This is a genomic window from Borborobacter xinjiangensis (assembly GCF_047739745.1).
Lineage (GTDB): Bacteria > Pseudomonadota > Alphaproteobacteria > Rhizobiales > Rhizobiaceae > Pseudaminobacter.
The window spans coordinates 1-15,831 of the sequence record NZ_JBLLVA010000029.1 but is presented as its reverse complement, the minus strand read 5'-3'; the positions used below and the strand labels follow the sequence as shown (position 1 = coordinate 15,831).

The window sequence follows — 15,831 nt, the reverse complement described above, 5'->3', positions numbered from 1 at the left end:
CTCTCTGCTGCGCATCATGCAGCTACAAGCTGGAATCCGGGCGTCGACAGCGAAAGAGCCATCTCCTCTTCGTTCATCTCTGCCTCGACGCCGTCGAAGAGCGGAGTGGTCATGTAGCGTTCGCCGGTGTCGGGAAGCATGCACAGGATCATGGAGCCGGCCGGTGCGTGCTCGGCGATCTGGCGCGCCACCGCGAAAGTGGAACCTCCCGAGATGCCGGTGAAGATTCCTTCCTTCCGGGCCAGTTCTTTCGCCCATTTGATGCCCTCGGCGCCGGCGACCGATATCACTTCGTCATAGAGGCCGGAGTCGATTGCCTCCTGCAGAACATGCGGAATGAAATCCGGAGTCCAGCCTTGGATCGGGTGCGGCTCGAAGGCCGGATGGCTGGCGGCCGGCGCGCCATCCGATCCCCGCTGCTGGATATGGCCGCTGCCGACTAGCCGGGCGTTGGCCGGTTCTGCGAGCACGATGCGCGTGTCGGGGCGTTCCCGGCGCAGCACGCGGCCTACTCCCGTGACGGTGCCGCCGGTCCCGTAACCGGTCACGAACCAGTCGAGCCGCGACCCGGCGAAATCGTTGATGATCTCGCGCGCCGTGGTTGCTTCATGGATTGCGGCATTCACTGTCGTCTCGAACTGACGGGCCAGAAACCAGCCATTCATTTCCGCCAGTTCCACAGCCTTCCTGTACATGCCGAAACCCTTCTGAGCGCGCGGCGTCAGCACCACCTTGGCGCCGAGCATGCGCATCAGCTTGCGACGTTCGATGGAAAAGCTGTCGGCCATCGTCACAACGAGCGGATAGCCCTTCTGCGCGCAAACCATGGCAAGCCCGATGCCGGTATTGCCGCTGGTTGCCTCGACCACCGTCTGCCCCGGCTTCAAGGCTCCGCTGCGCTCTGCCTCTTCGATGATCGCGAGCGCCAAGCGGTCCTTTACTGAGGCTGCCGGATTGAAGAATTCCGCTTTCACGTAGAGGGAGGCATGGCCAACACCGAGATTGTTGATCCGGATCGTCGGGGTGTCCCCGACCGTGTCGAGGATGTTGTCGAAAAGGCGGCCTCGTCCGGCAGTCGTTCGAATTGCTGCTTCAGGCGACATGATAATCTCCTTGTTCTTCCTTCGAGCAGTTTTCATCGTGATCCACGTTTGCAGATCACGTCTTGCGTGGCTTCCAGGCTCGCTGCCGGGATGCGGTCTGTGGGTTTCAGCTTGTAGAGCAGGAGCGGAGGCGCGAGCGTGGTAAGAAGCGTGGAAATGCACGTGGAATCCGCTTCGTTGCTGAACAGTGGTCGAGGACGGATGGGAATAGGAACCGCGCGCCTATGGCTGAGCGGTCGCGCATGAACCGGGGTCGACATCCAAGTTCAGTGGATGCAGCGTATCGATTTCAGTGATAAACATGAGGCAAGGGGCCAATGCGGGATGAGGCGTGGCAACGCGCAAGCAATTCACTCTATCGCACCTGGATGGCCGTATGGCGGGTGTCCAGGTGCGGATGCTCGGTCCCTTGGCTGTGGGCCGAAATGGCGGCGCTCTGCAGCTTCCGGCATCGCGCAAGGTCCGCGCGCTCCTCGCTTATCTTGCACTCGCCCAGCATGAGGTAGGGCGCAGTCGTCTGTGCGAACTCTTGTGGGAGGTTCCGAACGACCCCCGGGGCGAACTCCGCTGGTGCCTCAGCAAGCTCAGAGGCATATTGGACGAAGCCGATCGCCGCAGGGTTCAAACGTCCGGCGACATGATCTCGCTCGACCTCGGCGACTGTTGCGTGGATGCCCTCTACCTACAGGCTGCTGCCGATGGCGGGATCGAGACGCTCGATCGGGACAGGCTGCGCGAGCTATCCGAGCTATTTGCTGGCGACTTCCTCGAAGGGCTGGAACTCGACCGCAGCCCACAATTCGAAAGCTGGCTGGCTTCGCAAAGGCGGCACTTTCGGGCTTTACACACCACCTTGCTAGAGCGCCTCGTCAGGCGCCTGCCGGCCGACAGCGAAGAGGCGCTTTCATATCTGGAGAAATGGGTCGAGCTCGCGCCATTCGACGTACGGGCGCATGTGTCGTTGCTTGGCGCTCTGGCAACCGGCGGCCGCACCCGTGAATGCGAGGAACATCTTGCCGCCACCGCCCGGCTTTTTGAAGCCGAGGATCTGGATTTCGGACCTGTTCGCAATGCGTGGCGAGCGGTTAGAAGCCGGCGCGCCGGTGCATCGCCCGGATTTGCCTTTACGTCGCCCGTCTCGCCCCCTGCCACAGCTTCGGCAGAGACAGCCGGCTCCGCATCACGGCGCGCCTCGCTGGCGGTGATGCCGTTCCTGGAGCAGGTGCCGGGAGGAAGCTTTCGTGGCGGGCTGGCGGACGGATTAACTCACGACATCATCACGCGGCTCGCCAAGCTGAGAAACCTGTTCGTCATTGCGCGGGGCTCGGTCTTTGCTCTCGCCGAGAAGAACATCGGACCCGAAGAAGCCGGCCGCAGGCTGAATGTGGACTATGTCTCCTCCGGATCGGTGCGCAACCTCAGCGGGCGCGTGGTCGTTACGGTCGAGCTCATCGAGGCGCAAACCGCCAGGATTATCTGGGCCGAGGCGTTCGATCACACGCCTGACGATGCGTTCCTCGTGCTTGATGAAATCGGCAACAGGATTGTCTCTTCGATCGCAAGCGAGATCGAGATGGTCGAGCGGAACCGCGCTATCCTGAAGCCGCCAAACTCACTTGATGCCTGGGGAGCCTATCACCGTGGCCTTTGGCACATGTATCGCTTCACCAAATCGGAAAACGAGCAGGCTCAGCACTTCTTCAAGATGGCGATAGAGCTGGATCCGACCTTTGCCAGGCCTCATGCCGGCCTGTCCTTCACGCATTGGCAAAACGCGTTTCAGCGATGGGCCGATCGCGAATACGAAAGCGACCAGGCTTTCGAGGCGGCCGGTCGGGGGCTTATCGTCGACGACCACGATCCCGCGGCGCACTGGGCGATGGGTCGGGCTCTATGGCTCAGAGGGCGCCAGGACGAGTCTCTTGGCGAATTGGAGAGGGCGGTGGATCTCAGTCCGAACTTCGCTCTCGGCCACTATGCGCTCTCTTTCGTCCACTCCCAATCAGGCAATCCGCAAGCGGCGATCGGATCGTCGGATCATTCGCGCCAGCTGAGCCCGTTCGACCCTCTTCTGTTCGGGATGCTCGGCGCCAGGGCGATGGCCCATGTTCGGCTCGGACAGTTCGAGGAAGCCGCCGAATGGGCTCTCAAGGCGGCCGCGCGCCCCAATGCCCATGTTATCATCCTGGCGATAGCCGCGTATTGTCTCGCGCTGGCCGGGCGGATCGACGAGGCTAAAACCTACGCTGCATCGATTCGCAAGACACTTCCGCAGTTCGGCGTCGATGATTTTCTCGCCACCTTCAGGTTCACGCCAGACGCCGCAGCCCTGTTTCGGCAGAGCGCCAAACGCATTGGATTGGACTGAGCCGCGCCCGGCATCACCACCGATGACGGCGGATCCGGCTAGCCCACGGCGACAAAAAAATCTTTCTTCATATCTTTGCACCATCATCCGTGCCGTGGCCGGTAAAGAGCAGCGGACAAGAATGATACGGGTTGACGAGTTGCTGGAGCGTTTTGAACGGCTTCCAGTCTTTGTGCAGACCAGTTTGGTGGTGATCGTCGCTGCAATCGGAGCCGACGCCCTCACGGTGATCTTTTATGCGGTTTTTTTCTTCGATCGTCTCCTGCTTGATCTTTTCCTCACGACTGTAATCGTAGTGCTGGTCAGCTATCCGCTCGGATACATCTTCATCCGGCAAAATGTCCGGCTCACTCGCATGACCAAAGAACTGCAGCGTGCCGCAACGATCGATGACCTGACGGACCTTGCCAACCGCAAGACCTTCCTCTTGGAAGCGCGCGCCGTCATCGAAAGGAACACTTCTGAAAAGGGAGCTGGCGTTCTCCTCTTCATCGATGCCGATCACTTCAAATCGCTCAATGACAGGTTCGGGCATGCGACCGGCGATGCGGTCTTGCACGAACTCGGAAGTGTGATCCGGTCGAGCGTCAGGAAGGGCGACATTGCCGGACGCTTCGGCGGCGAAGAATTTGTCATTTTTCTCGTCGGAGCGAACTACAATAAGGCGCGTCGCATTTGCGACCACATCAGTTCGAAAGCACGGGCGATCGCAAACGTCCTTGGACTCAAGGATACATCAATCACGGTCAGCATCGGCGTCGCGGCGCACCAGTCAGGCGACGAATTGGATGCCGTTTTGCGTGCCGCGGATGAAAGCCTCTATGCCGCAAAAGCTCAAGGGCGTGATCGTGCGATCTATTCCAATCGCGACAGCATCGCGGCCTGACCGAGGGAACTGGTCTGATCCCGGCGCCGCGTCTCACATCTAGGCGCTGACGCCCTGTAGCTCGACTGCGCTGCGTAGCGCACGTAATACCGCCGCAATGGCCGGATTTCGCGCTTCGCCGGCTCGTACGGCCGCCGATATTCGCCGCCGTATTTCCGGCACGACAGGAACGGACACGACCTCGCCGCGATAGTTTTTCAGCCTGAGGCCGGGCATCACCGATACGGAACATCCGGCCTCAATCAGCGAGACGACCACCTCGAAGCCATTGCAATAGGCGTTGACGACAGGTTCGAAGCCGGCCGAACGGCACGCTGTCGCAATCACTTCGGAATATTTGTTTGACGCAACGTCGAGCGCCCATTTTGCATCCTTCAACTCGCTCAGATGAATGCTGTCCTGCCGAGCCAAAGGATGGCTGACCGGCAGAATCGCATAAAGCTGATCATCGCACAGATAGGCCACTTCGACATTGCGATCGACACTGGAGGGATCGACGGTCAAATCATCAACGATCGCGACATCGGTTTGCCAGGCGCGCAACGCCGCGAGTCCCTCCATCGGTTCCATAGCATTGAGCACGACCCTCAGTCGCGGGTGATTTGCTTCCAGTTCGCGCATTGTCGAGGGTGCCAGCGTCGAAGCAATTGAGGGGAATGCAGCGAGCCTCACCTCGCCTGCGACAATTTTTTTCAGCTCAGCAAGATCGGTCTTTGCCTCCTCGAGAATGCCGATGATCCTCTCGGCGTGTGCCACGAGCCGCTCCCCGGCTTCCGTAAGGCGAACTCCGCGACCACGTCGCTCCACCAATGGAACGCCGGCCTCATCCTCAAGCTGCGAAATCTGCTGCGACACGGCAGAAGCCGAGACGAACATGGCGTCCGCCACCGCCGCCATTGTCTTGCGCTTGGCCAATTCACGAAGCGCCCTTAGTCGGGAAATATCCATAAAACGGTCCTGCTCCTCCGTCGACCGTCTATATTTCCTTACATATTAGTCAAGAAGAATTAAGTGGACCTTATGAAAAACACTGCCTAGCGTCGGCTTGACTGATGGGCCCGTCCATCGTTAGCAGGCTTGGCATGAAGGCGCGGCTCCTCGTGTTTTTGCGAAGTGGACCGTCCCACGGGGGGATTCCCCGGCGGAACGGCACAGCCGCTGCATTCGCCAAATCCCGATCGTCTCAACTTTCCAACCGGGCACTAAAGCAATCGTATCAATGGCAAGGGGAATGAAAATGTCACTGGCAAAACTCATAGCAGCCGGCGTTGTTGCGGCCGTCGGCCTGTCGGCGAGCGCGGCTTCCGCCTCCGTTCTCGACACCGTCAAGGAACGGGGAACGCTGAACTGCGGCACCGACAATACCGCGCCGGGCTTCGGCTACCTCAACACCAAGACCGGCGAGTTGGAGGGTCTCGACGTCGACTTCTGCAAGGCCGTCGCCGCCGCCGTCCTCGGCGATGCATCCAAGGTGAAGTTTGTCACCGTAACCGACAAAAGCCGCTTCGATGCCGTTTTGACCAATCAGGTGGACGTCGTGTTCGCCCATACCACGCTCAAGCCAGCACGTGAGTCCGCGATCGCCGTCGATTTCCTGCCGATCAATTTCTACGACGGCACCGGCATCATGGTGAAGGCTGAGATCGGCGTGAAGTCCTTTGACGAACTGGACGGCGCCACTTTCTGCACGACGCAAGGGTCTGTGACCGAAACCGTTCTGGCCAGCGCGTTCAAGGCCAAGGGCTGGACCGCCTCCAAGGTACTGACTTATGAGAACCTGGAAAAGCTGTTCGCGGCGCTGGGTTCCGGCCGCTGCGACGCCATGAGCACGGACAAGTCGGCGCTTGCCGCCTGGGCCGGCAATTCTCCCAAGCCGACCGACTATGTCATCCTGCCCGACACGCTGGACAAGTCGCCTTTCGCCGGCTTCGTGGTTGCTAACGATTCCAAGTGGCGCAACGCATTGCGTTGGATCACATATGGCCTGTTCCAGGCTGAGGAATCCGGCGTCACGTCGGACAAGGTCGACGAACTCGCTAAGAGCGACGATCCGTTCATGCAGAAGCTGCTCGGCGTCGGTGGCGGCTTCGGCAAGGATTTCGGCCTGCCGGATGACTTTGTTGCGCAGGCGGTTCGTGCCGTCGGCAATTACGGCGAGATCTATGATCGCAATCTCGGACCCGACACCACGATGTATCTGGAGCGCAAGGGCACCCCGAACGCTCTGTGGACCGAAGGTGGCGCGATCTATTCGCCCCTGTGGAACTGACCGCGTGCTTTGACCGCATGCTATCGTCCGGCGGCGGTGCCGCCGGACTTCTTTGATCGGCGCTCGGGATGAGGCATAACGCGCCGATCAGCCCTTTTCTTCGGAACAAGCGATGACAGTTCAGCAACAGAGCGAACCCCAGCCACGGTTCGACCTGCAGACTTCGGCATGGAGCCGACGCAGGAAGCGGATCAAGCACGATCTGCTGCAGTTGGCCATCATTGTGGCGATGATTGGCGTCTTGATTGCCTTCGCTCTTGCGGTGCGCAACGGGCTCGCACGGCACGGTATCAGCTTCAGCTTCGACTATCTCTGGCAGGCCGCCGGATTCGACATCAGCGAAGGCAAGACGCTGAGCCTGAGCGGTTCGGTGCCGAGCCTGACCGATTTCACGGCTGCCGACTCAAACGCGCAGGCTTTGCTCACCGGCCTGTTCAACACCATCAAGGTCGCCCTTCTCGGCATTATTCTCAGCACCGTTTTGGGAACGATGCTTGGCGTGGGTCGCCTCTCGACGAACTGGCTGGTAAGGCAGATCTCCTTTGGCGTCGTGGAATTCGTGCGCAATACGCCCCTGCTCATCCAACTCGTATTCTGGTATTTCGCCGTCGTCCTGCAGTTCCCGCCGCTAGCAGCCGCAGCTAAATTCTATGGCGGTATCATCATCAGTCGGCAAAGCACCTATCTGCCATGGCCGATACTGGCAGAGGGCGCAACGACCCCAGCGATTGTTGCCGTGGTCGCCGGTGTCGCTCTGGCCTTGGCCGCGCTGTTCCTGAAGGCCAGGCCGCGGCTCATCGTCCTGGGCTTGGCGCTTGCCGCCGTTCTGCTGTCGATCGCCTTCGGCTTCCCTTTCGCGCTCGACTATCCGGTTGCCAACAGGTTCAGGGCCGCCGGGGGCATCAGCATCAGCCCGGAAATGGCGGCCCTGTTGCTCGCGATCATCGTCAACAGCGCGTCCTACATCGCCGAGATCGTGCGCGGCGCGATCGAAGCGATACACAAGGGCCAGTGGGAGGCCGCCGCCGCCCTGGGGCTCAGCCGCCGCAATACGCTCGGCGACGTGATCCTGCCCCAGGTGTTCCGGGTCGTCCTGCCCTCGCTCGGCAACCAATATATTAATCTGACCAAGAACACTGCGCTCGGCATCGCCATCGGCTTCCCGGAATTGTTCAATATCTATGGCACTATCGCCAACCAGACCGGCCGCACGCTTGAAGGCATCGTGATCGTCATGGTCGTCTATCTGCTTCTCAGCTGGGTCATCAGCGCTGCAGTCAATTTCGCAAATTCGCGCCTGGCAAAGGGGACGACCCGATGATCGCCGCTGCTGTACATTGGTCGCGCCGCAATCTTTTCGCCAAGCCATTCGATACGGCCCTCTCACTTGTCGTCATCCCGCTGTGCGCCTGGGTGCTATTCGCCAGCGCGACCTGGGTGCTCCAGGAAGCACAGTGGAGCATCATCCCGGAAAGCATCCGGGTGCTGTTGGTCGGCATATACCCCGCCGACCAGGTCTGGCGGGCATGGGGCGCGCTTCTGGTCTTCGGCCTGCTGTTCGGCGCAACGCTGGGCTGCGTGTTCTTTCTGCATCGCTGGCTGGCAGTGGGCTATTGCCTGATCGTCGCCACCTTTGCGGTAGCCGCTGGATATCGGGATACCACCGCCGCATTGCTGATCGTTGCGGCCGCCGCACTCGCACTTGGCGGCTGGTTTGCGACTTCGCAATGGGCGGCAATCCGCCGTTTTCTGGTGCCAGTCTGGGGAGTGGGCCTCATAGCGGTCTTTGCGCTGCTCTCTCCGCCCGGAATCGGCCTCTGGGGCGGCCTGATGCTGAGCATCCTGATCACGGTGGTGACGGCGTTTCTTTCCCTGCCCATCGGCATCCTGCTGGCGTTCGGCCGTCGCAGCAAATTGGCCAGCGTGAGGATGTTCTGCACCGCCTATATCGAGACCATGCGCTCGGTGCCGCTCATCCTGGTCGTGTACTGCGTCTGGATTGTCCTGCCGGTGCTTGCGCCGCAATATTCGGTACCGGACGTCCTGCGCGGCATGGCCGGCTTTACAATATTCTTCTCGGCCTATGTGGCTGAATATGTGCGCAGCGGCCTGCAGGCGGTGCCGAAGGGACAGGTGGAAGCCGCCCGGTCGCTTGGCATGAGCGGGTTCGACGTCAACCGCTATATTGTGCTGCCGCAGGCGCTTCGCGTCATCGTGCCGCCACTGGTCGGCAACGTGCTGGACGTGTTCAATGCCGCGCCGCTGGTCTTCATCATCGGACTGACGGATTTCCTGCGCGCCGGCCAGATGGTTCTGGCCAATCCGCAGTACAGCGACCGCACTTATGAAATCTACATCTTCCTCTTTGTGACCTACTTCCTGATCGGATCGCTGATCACGTTTGCCGCGCGCAAACTCGAGCTTCATCTCGCGAAAGGTAGCAGATGAGCAGGTCCTACACCTTCGACGGAGCACTGAAATGACCACCATCGTCGATATGACCGGCGTGAACAAATTCTACGGGAGCCTGCACGTTCTCAAGGACGTCGACCTTTCGGTCGAGAAAGGCGAGGTCATGGTCATCATTGGCGCCAGTGGCTCAGGCAAGTCCACGCTCATCCGCTGCGTGAACGGGCTGGAAGTTTACCAGCACGGTTCCATTATGGTCGACGGCTATCAGATGCCTCCAGAGGAAGACCGACAGGTCGGCGGCGAGAAAGAGCTCGCCGCCATCAGGAAGGGCGTCGGGATGGTTTTCCAGCAGTTCAACCTGTTTCCGCACAAGACCGTCCTGGAAAACATCACGCTGGCGCCGATGCGCGTACACCGCAAGTCGAAGGCCGAGGCCGAAGCCAATGCTTTGAGGCTATTGGATCGCGTCGGCCTGAAGGCGCATGCGAACAAGTATCCGGGCCAGCTTTCCGGCGGCCAGCAGCAGCGCGTGGCGATCGCTCGCGCATTGGCGATGGAGCCGCACATCATGCTGTTCGATGAGCCCACCTCGGCGCTCGATCCGGAAATGGTCGGCGAGGTTCTGGACGTCATGCGCGAGCTTGCAAGCGATGGCATGACCATGATGATCGTCACGCATGAAATGGGTTTCGCGCGGGAAGTTGCCGATCGCGTGGTCTATATCGATCAAGGCACGATCCTGGAGATCGGCAAGCCGGCGCAGATATTCGACGAACCGCAGCACGAACGCACGAAAACCTTCCTTTCTCGCGTGCTGAAGCACTGAGAACGCCATTCGCCGAACGCCGGACTGGACCGCTCGGCGTCGGCCTATCTGGCCTCCGCTGATCTCACTGGTCTCCCCCTTCTTCTTGCTCCACCTGACGGTTTGAGCGAGCGAAGCGGCGCGCCTCGCCGGCCGAAAATGCTCAGATTATTATGCGATTTTTCTAACGCATCGCTAAAGAACAATTAAGTAGACATGATGAATTCTGCTTTCTATCGTTCGCAGCGACAATGCAGTTTTGGGACCTCCGACCGCGCTGAGGCAGCCGACTAGTCGAGGTTTCGAGTGCTGAAATGAATTTACTCCCGCGAACAAGCAGGCGCGGGCCTCCATGCCGCCATCCAAATCAGAGGAAATCCAAGATGTCCTACCTCAATGAAGGCTATTTCACCGCTGGCCTCGAGAGCGATCCGGAGCTCGAAGCCGCGATCACGGGTGAATTGAAGAGACAGAAGGATGGCATCGAGCTGATCGCGTCCGAGAACATCGTTTCCCGGCTGGTGTTGGAAGCTCAGGGGTCAGTGCTGACCAACAAGACCGTCGAAGGTCTGCCTTATGCGAGGTACTATGGCGGTGCCGAATTTGCCGACGCCATCGAGTCTCTGGCGGTGCGCCGCGCCTGCGAACTCTTCGGCTGCCGTTTCGCCAATGCCCAGCCGCATTCCGGCTCGAACGCAAATGCAGGTGTGTTTCTGGGCCTGCTGAAGCTCGGCGACACCATCTTGTCGATGAACACCGCTGCCGGCGGCCATATCAGCCACGGCCATCCGGCGACTTTGACGGGACGTGACTACAATATCGTCCACTACGGCGTGAATCGCGAGACCGAACTGCTCGACCTCGACGAGATCCGCGATCTGGCACTCAAGAACAAGCCGAAGATGATTGTCGCCGGCGGCTCGGCCTATCCCCGAGCCATCGAGTTCGCAGCACTTCGCAAGATCGCCGATGAGGTCGGCGCGTATCTGATGGTCGACATGGCGCATTTCGCCGGCCTGGTCGCGACCGGCCTGCATCCCCATCCTTTCCCGCACGCCCATGTGGTCACGACGACGACGTACAAGTCCCTTCGCGGCGGGCGTGGCGGCTTGGCTCTCTGGAACGACGAGGCACTCAGCAAGAAGATCAATTTCGGCATCTTCCCTGGTGTTCAGGGCTCGGTGATGCTGCACATCGTTGCAGGAAAGGCCGCGTCGCTCGGTGAGGCGCTGAAGCCGGAATTCAAGGCCTACAATCAGGCGGTGCTCGATAACGCGCAGGCGCTTGCCAAAGGTCTGAGCGAGGCCGATGTGCGCATCGTTGCCGGTGGTACGGATACGGGTCTGATGCTGGTCGATCTCGCCGCGCATGGCGTGACCGGCGACGTCGTTGCCAAGGCGCTCGAACATGCCGGCCTGGCAGTGAACAAGAACCAGATCCCGTTCGACACAAGGCCGCCGGAGGCTCCGTCGGGCCTGCGTCTTTCCAGCAATGCCGGCACTGCCCGCGGCTTCGGCACCGCCGAATTCCAGACGATCGCCCGCTGGATCGAGCGCGTCATCCGCAACCCTGCCGACGAGGCGACGATCTCTTCGATCCGCAACGAAGTCGTGGATCTCTGCCGGAAATTCCCGATCTATTGATACAGATCGTATAACGATCATGCATCGGGGCCGCTGCGGCGGCCCCACTCGCATTGAAGGCATCCAATGATGACTGCACCCTCGCGGAGCGTACTCGGCAAGCCAATCGAAGAGTGGGTAAGCCAATATCCGCTTCTCGAAGAGCTCATGGCACTCCGGGAGTCCGCCTGGTTCAATCCCGCCGTCGCGCCGGCGCAGGAGGCATTGCAGGATGTCGGGCTCGGCATGGCCGATGTCGAGGATGCCAGCCGCAGGCTGCAGCGCTTCGCGCCCCTGCTCGTCCGCTATTTCCCTGAACTGGCGAAGACGGGCGGCATAATCGAGTCCGAGACCGTCGAAGCGTCCGCCTTCCTCGATGCGCTGGGCCAGCGTCACGGCTTCACCCCGAGCGGAAGGCTGCTTCTGAAGAAGGACAGCCACCTGCCGATCTCCGGTTCGATCAAGGCGCGTGGCGGCATCTATGAGGTGCTGAAGCGGGCCGAAACGCTGGCGCTTGCCGCAGGCCTGATCAGCGAGAAGGACGATTACGGCAAGCTCGACAGCGATGCAGCGCGAGCATTCTTCTCGAACTACAGCGTCATGGTGGGTTCGACCGGAAACCTTGGTCTTTCAATCGGCATTATCAGCGCCAAGATCGGCTTCAAGACGACGGTCCATATGTCGGCCGATGCGCGGGCCTGGAAGAAACAAAAGCTTCGTCAGCACGGGGTCGAAGTCGTCGAGCACACCGGTGACTATAGCGCCGCCGTTGCACAAGGCCGCAAGGATGCTGAGGCCGATCCGAATTGCCACTTCGTCGACGACGAACACTCGAAGGACCTTTTTCTCGGATATGCCGTCGCGGCGCTGCGGCTGAAGCCGCAATTGGCGGCGCGGCAGGCCGTGGTGGACGAGGAGCATCCGCTGTTCGTCTATCTGCCCTGCGGCGTGGGCGGCGGCCCGGGCGGCGTCGCCTTTGGGCTGAAGCTGGTGTTCGGCGATCACGTTCACTGCATCTTCGTCGAGCCGACCCAGTCGCCCTGCATGCTGCTGGGCGTCTATACGGGCAAGCATGACGAGGTCAGCGTGCAGGATTTCGGCATCCCGAACCGCACAATCGCTGATGGCCTGGCAGTGGGCCGTGCCTCAAGCTTCATCGGCCGCGCCGTGCAGAGGCTGGTCGATGGCTATGTAACCGTCAGCGACGAAGAACTGCTTCAGCTCCTTGCCCTGCTGAAACGCAGCGAAGGCATCGAACTTGAACCCTCAGCCATCGCCGGTGCGCGCGGGGTATCGCATGTCGTGAATAATACGCAGTATCTTGCCGGCATGCGGATCGACGTCGGCAAATTGGCGCGAGCAACCCATCTGATTTGGTTGACAGGCGGCAGCATGGTGCCAGCCGAGGAAATGGCGAGTTATTTCAAACACGCTTCATGAGTTGCATGTGCTTGGAATAGCTTGCTGAACAGGCTGTAATCGCGCGCCCCTGACACGGCCGCTCTGTTCCGACCTGCCTTGCTGTTCGAGTGGACGCTGATCTATCTGGCGCCCAGCACCATCTCCTTTATCCACCCGGCAAGCAGGGAATTGTAAGCGTCCCGACTTCGCTCGTCCGAAAGCGCGTGGTCGGCGCCCTCTATCACCCGATATGTCAGCGAACGGGCGCTGGTGAACGCGGCGACATAGCTGGCGATCGCCGGATGCGGAACGATGTTATCCCGTTCCGATTCAATGATGAGCACATCGCCTTCGAACGTTTGGCAATGCCCAAGAACACGGTTATCCTCCGGCCGAACCAGCGAGCGCCGGTACCGATTGAGAACGAGCCTGTCCAGTTCCGCTTTCGGCGTCGACCAGTCAGCATCCCGATATAAGGCTGGCACGCGCAATGCCATCCACTTCACCGGACGCAGCGACGACAGGAATGCGGCAAGATATCCGCCATAGCTGCTGCCCACTACTGCGATGCAGGAAGCATCGACCATTGGCTGCGAAACCAGGACATCGTAAGCGGCCACGGCATCGCGCAGGTTGTCCTCGCGGGTCACTGTCTGGCGCTTAACTTCCGTAAGGGCGTGACCCCGTAGATCGAAGGTAAGGCAAACACAGCCGAACGCGGCAATCGTCTGCGCCCTATCCAAGTCCCGCTCCTGATTGCCTGCCCATCCATGCAGGAAGAGAACACCCGGCACTCCGGTCTTGGGAACGGCCACAGTGCCGGCAAGGCGCTGGCCATCGACTGCGATTTCAAGGGTTTTTGTTTGCATAATGACGAGCTTGAATCAGTGCGTATTTAGTCAAGGCTCCCGCGTCGCGATCGACTCCTCGGAAGTAGACGAAGGCGTTTTCAGGCGGCGATTTGCTTCCTCCGAAAATTTCGAAACAGGCGGCTTCGACTGCTGCGAGCTGCGGATCGGCCCGCAAGGCCTCCAGCGCCAGGATTTCCGCCGCGCTTGCACCGCCGATACGCCAGGACTGCTCAAGCACGCCGGACTTCCACTCCCCGCCTGCGTCGAGACCTTGTGCAACGTCGTAATTGCGTCGGGAGGCGATCAGTTCCGGAAAATGTTGTGTCGCGGCCCTGTCGAAATCGCGCGCCTGGGAAATCGCGAGCCGGGCTTCCGCCGTCAAATGCAATGCGAGCAGTTCTTCAAAGCCGCCGCGCGCCACAAGAAGCGAGGAGCCGCCATAGGTCGCCGCGCCGGCATTGTCGGAGGTCAGATGTTGCGAGCCGCAATAAGTGGCCACCATACCGCCGATGCTAACGCGTCCGATGCTATATGTCGTCACGTTGGAAAGGTTTTCTTCGACGACGACACCACGCGCCAGCTCCGGGCCACCGATCGCATCGATGCTGGCTTCCAACTCGGAACCGTTTGCAACGACGATCTGGCCATGCCCTCCGAGGGCGTGAACTGGCTTGAGCCGGACCTCGCCCCTCTCGAGCAGCAGGGTCGCGCCCTGGAGTGCATCCTGTGGCGTGAACGCCGTATAGCCCACGAGCACGATCGGACGCACCGCCTCGGCAAAGGCATGCGACCATCCGGGCGGCGCGCTTGCTTGCGCCGTGATCAGAGGGTGGACGATTGCTTTGGTCGCCACGAAATCGAACGGCACCACACCGCCGAACAAGTCCCGCTCACCGAAAATGCCAATCTTCCGCGCGGCCTTTGACCCGATCAAGGTGACGCCAGGAACATGATAGATTGCGCCCGGATAGCGAATTTTTTGATCATAGACGCCGGCGAATTGGTACATTCGCAAGTTTGCGATTTTCCGCGCGATCTCCATGTGGGAGGCCTTTTCGTGGTCGCTTTCATCGGGGTGCTGGTGCACCACTACCACCCCTGAAGAGTTGCCCCGTCTCCGCTTCTTTCGCGTTCCGATAGACACCTCGGGCTTCCCAAGAACAGGCACCACCGCAAGGCCGCCGATATGTTTGACTCGCGACGGACATGCACAGGAATGGCCACGTGATGGTTTGGTTCCGGTGTCGACTTCCGGCACAGACGGATCGCGACGCGGCGCGGGACCGAACGAACCGGCGGGTGGCGGGGTGCTGCGTGGATATGGAACCTCCGCATCGGCGAATGTGTTTTCAAACCATGAAAGGGTCGAAGCAGTGCCGCCGAAGGAAATGGATACAGTTCTGGAAAAGTTACCGCTGAGGATCGGTGCGTATGTTCCGGACGATTTGCTGGAGGACTGGTTCGCTCCAGGCACAGGCATGAATCCGGTAAGCGGCCTGGCTCTTGCTGCTGCGGAAGCTTATGGCCGCCGTTTCGAATGCGAGTTCAAATATTACGCTGAGCGGATGGAAGGCGTCTTTTGGAAGTGGGTGCCTGCAATTTGAATTCGGTGCCGGAATAGGCTATAAGTTGTATTCACGCACGGCACCGTTGCAGTACTAAGGCTTTTTCCGGCTGTCGTTTCCCCTGCGTAAAAATTTTTCATCACCCATGTGCCAAATTGTTGAGGCTCAGGCACGGATTCCTCGAATCTAAAATCCTCCAATACCCTCTTGAAAATGCCGGAAAATTTCCGACGCGTGCAGAGGTGCGCCGAACCGGACGGGGGAAGTCAGAGACTTTCCCCTGCGGCATTCATGGCATTTTTGCAGATAGAGGGAGTTGACAGATTGGTATAATCAAAGGCACCATTCTCTGTACCAAAAGAACCAAAAACAGATTTCCTTTAAGAGGGGTACGGATATGAATAAAAGGGTTGCAGTCATCGGTGCGGGCCCGTCTGGCCTGGCCCAGCTCCGGGCGTTTCAGTCGGCCGCCGCCAAGGGCGCCAACATTCCCGAGATCGTCTGCTTCGAAAAGCAGGCCAATTGGGGCGGGCTGTGGAACTACACCTG

Annotated in this window: 13 protein-coding genes and 1 pseudogene; 10 read left to right on the top strand and 4 right to left on the bottom strand. The window is 60.1% G+C overall.

Translation table 11 applies throughout. From position 1 onward, the window contains the following. Positions 1-14 precede the first annotated feature (14 nt). Positions 15-1,103, bottom strand: a complete 1,089-nt coding sequence (locus ACLKMW_RS21960; protein ID WP_415726669.1) for a PLP-dependent cysteine synthase family protein — start codon at positions 1,101-1,103, stop codon at positions 15-17. A 376-nt stretch (positions 1,104-1,479) separates the two neighbouring features. Here ACLKMW_RS21960 and ACLKMW_RS21955 point away from each other — a divergent pair, with 376 nt between their 5' ends. Further along, entirely contained in the window at positions 1,480-3,471 is a 1,992-nt protein-coding gene (locus tag ACLKMW_RS21955) for a BTAD domain-containing putative transcriptional regulator (protein WP_415726668.1), read from the top strand. 22 nt (positions 3,472-3,493) lie between these two features. Next, positions 3,494-4,357, top strand: coding sequence for a GGDEF domain-containing protein (locus ACLKMW_RS21950; RefSeq protein WP_415726667.1), 864 nt, complete (start codon positions 3,494-3,496; stop codon positions 4,355-4,357). Between the two features lie 39 nt (positions 4,358-4,396). Here ACLKMW_RS21950 and ACLKMW_RS21945 read toward each other — a convergent pair whose 3' ends face one another. After that, entirely contained in the window at positions 4,397-5,305 is a 909-nt protein-coding gene (locus ACLKMW_RS21945) for a LysR family transcriptional regulator (RefSeq protein WP_415726666.1), read from the bottom strand. Between the two features lie 289 nt (positions 5,306-5,594). Between ACLKMW_RS21945 and ACLKMW_RS21940 the strand changes: the two genes are divergently transcribed. The 6 genes from ACLKMW_RS21940 (at position 5,595) to ACLKMW_RS21915 (ending at position 12,905) form a co-directional block, all read left to right on the top strand. After that, positions 5,595-6,626, top strand: a complete 1,032-nt coding sequence (locus ACLKMW_RS21940) for a transporter substrate-binding domain-containing protein (RefSeq protein WP_415726665.1) — start codon at positions 5,595-5,597, stop codon at positions 6,624-6,626. 112 nt (positions 6,627-6,738) lie between these two features. Further along, positions 6,739-7,947, top strand: coding sequence for an ABC transporter permease subunit (locus ACLKMW_RS21935; protein ID WP_415726664.1), 1,209 nt, complete (start codon positions 6,739-6,741; stop codon positions 7,945-7,947). Beyond that, positions 7,944-9,074, top strand: coding sequence for an amino acid ABC transporter permease (locus ACLKMW_RS21930; RefSeq protein WP_415726663.1), 1,131 nt, complete (start codon positions 7,944-7,946; stop codon positions 9,072-9,074). The genes ACLKMW_RS21935 and ACLKMW_RS21930 overlap by 4 nt, the downstream gene beginning before the upstream one ends. A gap of 31 nt (positions 9,075-9,105) precedes the next feature. Next, positions 9,106-9,864: an amino acid ABC transporter ATP-binding protein gene (locus ACLKMW_RS21925; protein WP_415726662.1), complete on the top strand. Its 759-nt coding sequence runs from the start codon at positions 9,106-9,108 to the stop codon at positions 9,862-9,864. A 362-nt stretch (positions 9,865-10,226) separates the two neighbouring features. Then, positions 10,227-11,486, top strand: coding sequence for a serine hydroxymethyltransferase (locus ACLKMW_RS21920; protein ID WP_415726661.1), 1,260 nt, complete (start codon positions 10,227-10,229; stop codon positions 11,484-11,486). A 66-nt stretch (positions 11,487-11,552) separates the two neighbouring features. Next, positions 11,553-12,905: a D-serine ammonia-lyase gene (locus ACLKMW_RS21915; protein WP_415726660.1), complete on the top strand. Its 1,353-nt coding sequence runs from the start codon at positions 11,553-11,555 to the stop codon at positions 12,903-12,905. A 101-nt stretch (positions 12,906-13,006) separates the two neighbouring features. Here ACLKMW_RS21915 and ACLKMW_RS21910 read toward each other — a convergent pair whose 3' ends face one another. Both ACLKMW_RS21910 and ACLKMW_RS21905 read right to left on the bottom strand, forming a co-directional pair. Beyond that, positions 13,007-13,735 (bottom strand): alpha/beta hydrolase family protein, encoded by a 729-nt coding sequence (locus ACLKMW_RS21910; RefSeq protein WP_415726659.1) that lies wholly within the window; start codon positions 13,733-13,735, stop codon positions 13,007-13,009. Beyond that, positions 13,716-14,804, bottom strand: coding sequence for a DUF3182 family protein (locus ACLKMW_RS21905; protein WP_415726658.1), 1,089 nt, complete (start codon positions 14,802-14,804; stop codon positions 13,716-13,718). The genes ACLKMW_RS21910 and ACLKMW_RS21905 overlap by 20 nt, the downstream gene beginning before the upstream one ends. 301 nt (positions 14,805-15,105) lie before the next feature. On the opposite strand from ACLKMW_RS21905, the gene ACLKMW_RS21900 reads away from it, so the two are divergent. Then, on the top strand, positions 15,106-15,321 hold the full coding sequence (locus ACLKMW_RS21900; RefSeq protein WP_415726701.1) for a hypothetical protein: 216 nt from the start codon (positions 15,106-15,108) through the stop codon (positions 15,319-15,321). Between the two features lie 358 nt (positions 15,322-15,679). Further along, positions 15,680-15,831: pseudogene (locus ACLKMW_RS21895) on the top strand (NAD(P)/FAD-dependent oxidoreductase); the annotation flags it as partial.

Coding starts and splice junctions, on each gene's coding strand:
- ACLKMW_RS21960 (WP_415726669.1), bottom strand. CDS start 1,103: ATGTCGCCTGAAGCAGCAATTCGAACGACTGCCGGACGAGGCCGCCTT.
- ACLKMW_RS21955 (WP_415726668.1), top strand. CDS start 1,480: ATGGCGGGTGTCCAGGTGCGGATGCTCGGTCCCTTGGCTGTGGGCCGA.
- ACLKMW_RS21950 (WP_415726667.1), top strand. CDS start 3,494: ATGACGGCGGATCCGGCTAGCCCACGGCGACAAAAAAATCTTTCTTCA.
- ACLKMW_RS21945 (WP_415726666.1), bottom strand. CDS start 5,305: ATGGATATTTCCCGACTAAGGGCGCTTCGTGAATTGGCCAAGCGCAAG.
- ACLKMW_RS21940 (WP_415726665.1), top strand. CDS start 5,595: ATGTCACTGGCAAAACTCATAGCAGCCGGCGTTGTTGCGGCCGTCGGC.
- ACLKMW_RS21935 (WP_415726664.1), top strand. CDS start 6,739: ATGACAGTTCAGCAACAGAGCGAACCCCAGCCACGGTTCGACCTGCAG.
- ACLKMW_RS21930 (WP_415726663.1), top strand. CDS start 7,944: ATGATCGCCGCTGCTGTACATTGGTCGCGCCGCAATCTTTTCGCCAAG.
- ACLKMW_RS21925 (WP_415726662.1), top strand. CDS start 9,106: ATGACCACCATCGTCGATATGACCGGCGTGAACAAATTCTACGGGAGC.
- ACLKMW_RS21920 (WP_415726661.1), top strand. CDS start 10,227: ATGTCCTACCTCAATGAAGGCTATTTCACCGCTGGCCTCGAGAGCGAT.
- ACLKMW_RS21915 (WP_415726660.1), top strand. CDS start 11,553: ATGATGACTGCACCCTCGCGGAGCGTACTCGGCAAGCCAATCGAAGAG.
- ACLKMW_RS21910 (WP_415726659.1), bottom strand. CDS start 13,735: ATGCAAACAAAAACCCTTGAAATCGCAGTCGATGGCCAGCGCCTTGCC.
- ACLKMW_RS21900 (WP_415726701.1), top strand. CDS start 15,106: ATGGATACAGTTCTGGAAAAGTTACCGCTGAGGATCGGTGCGTATGTT.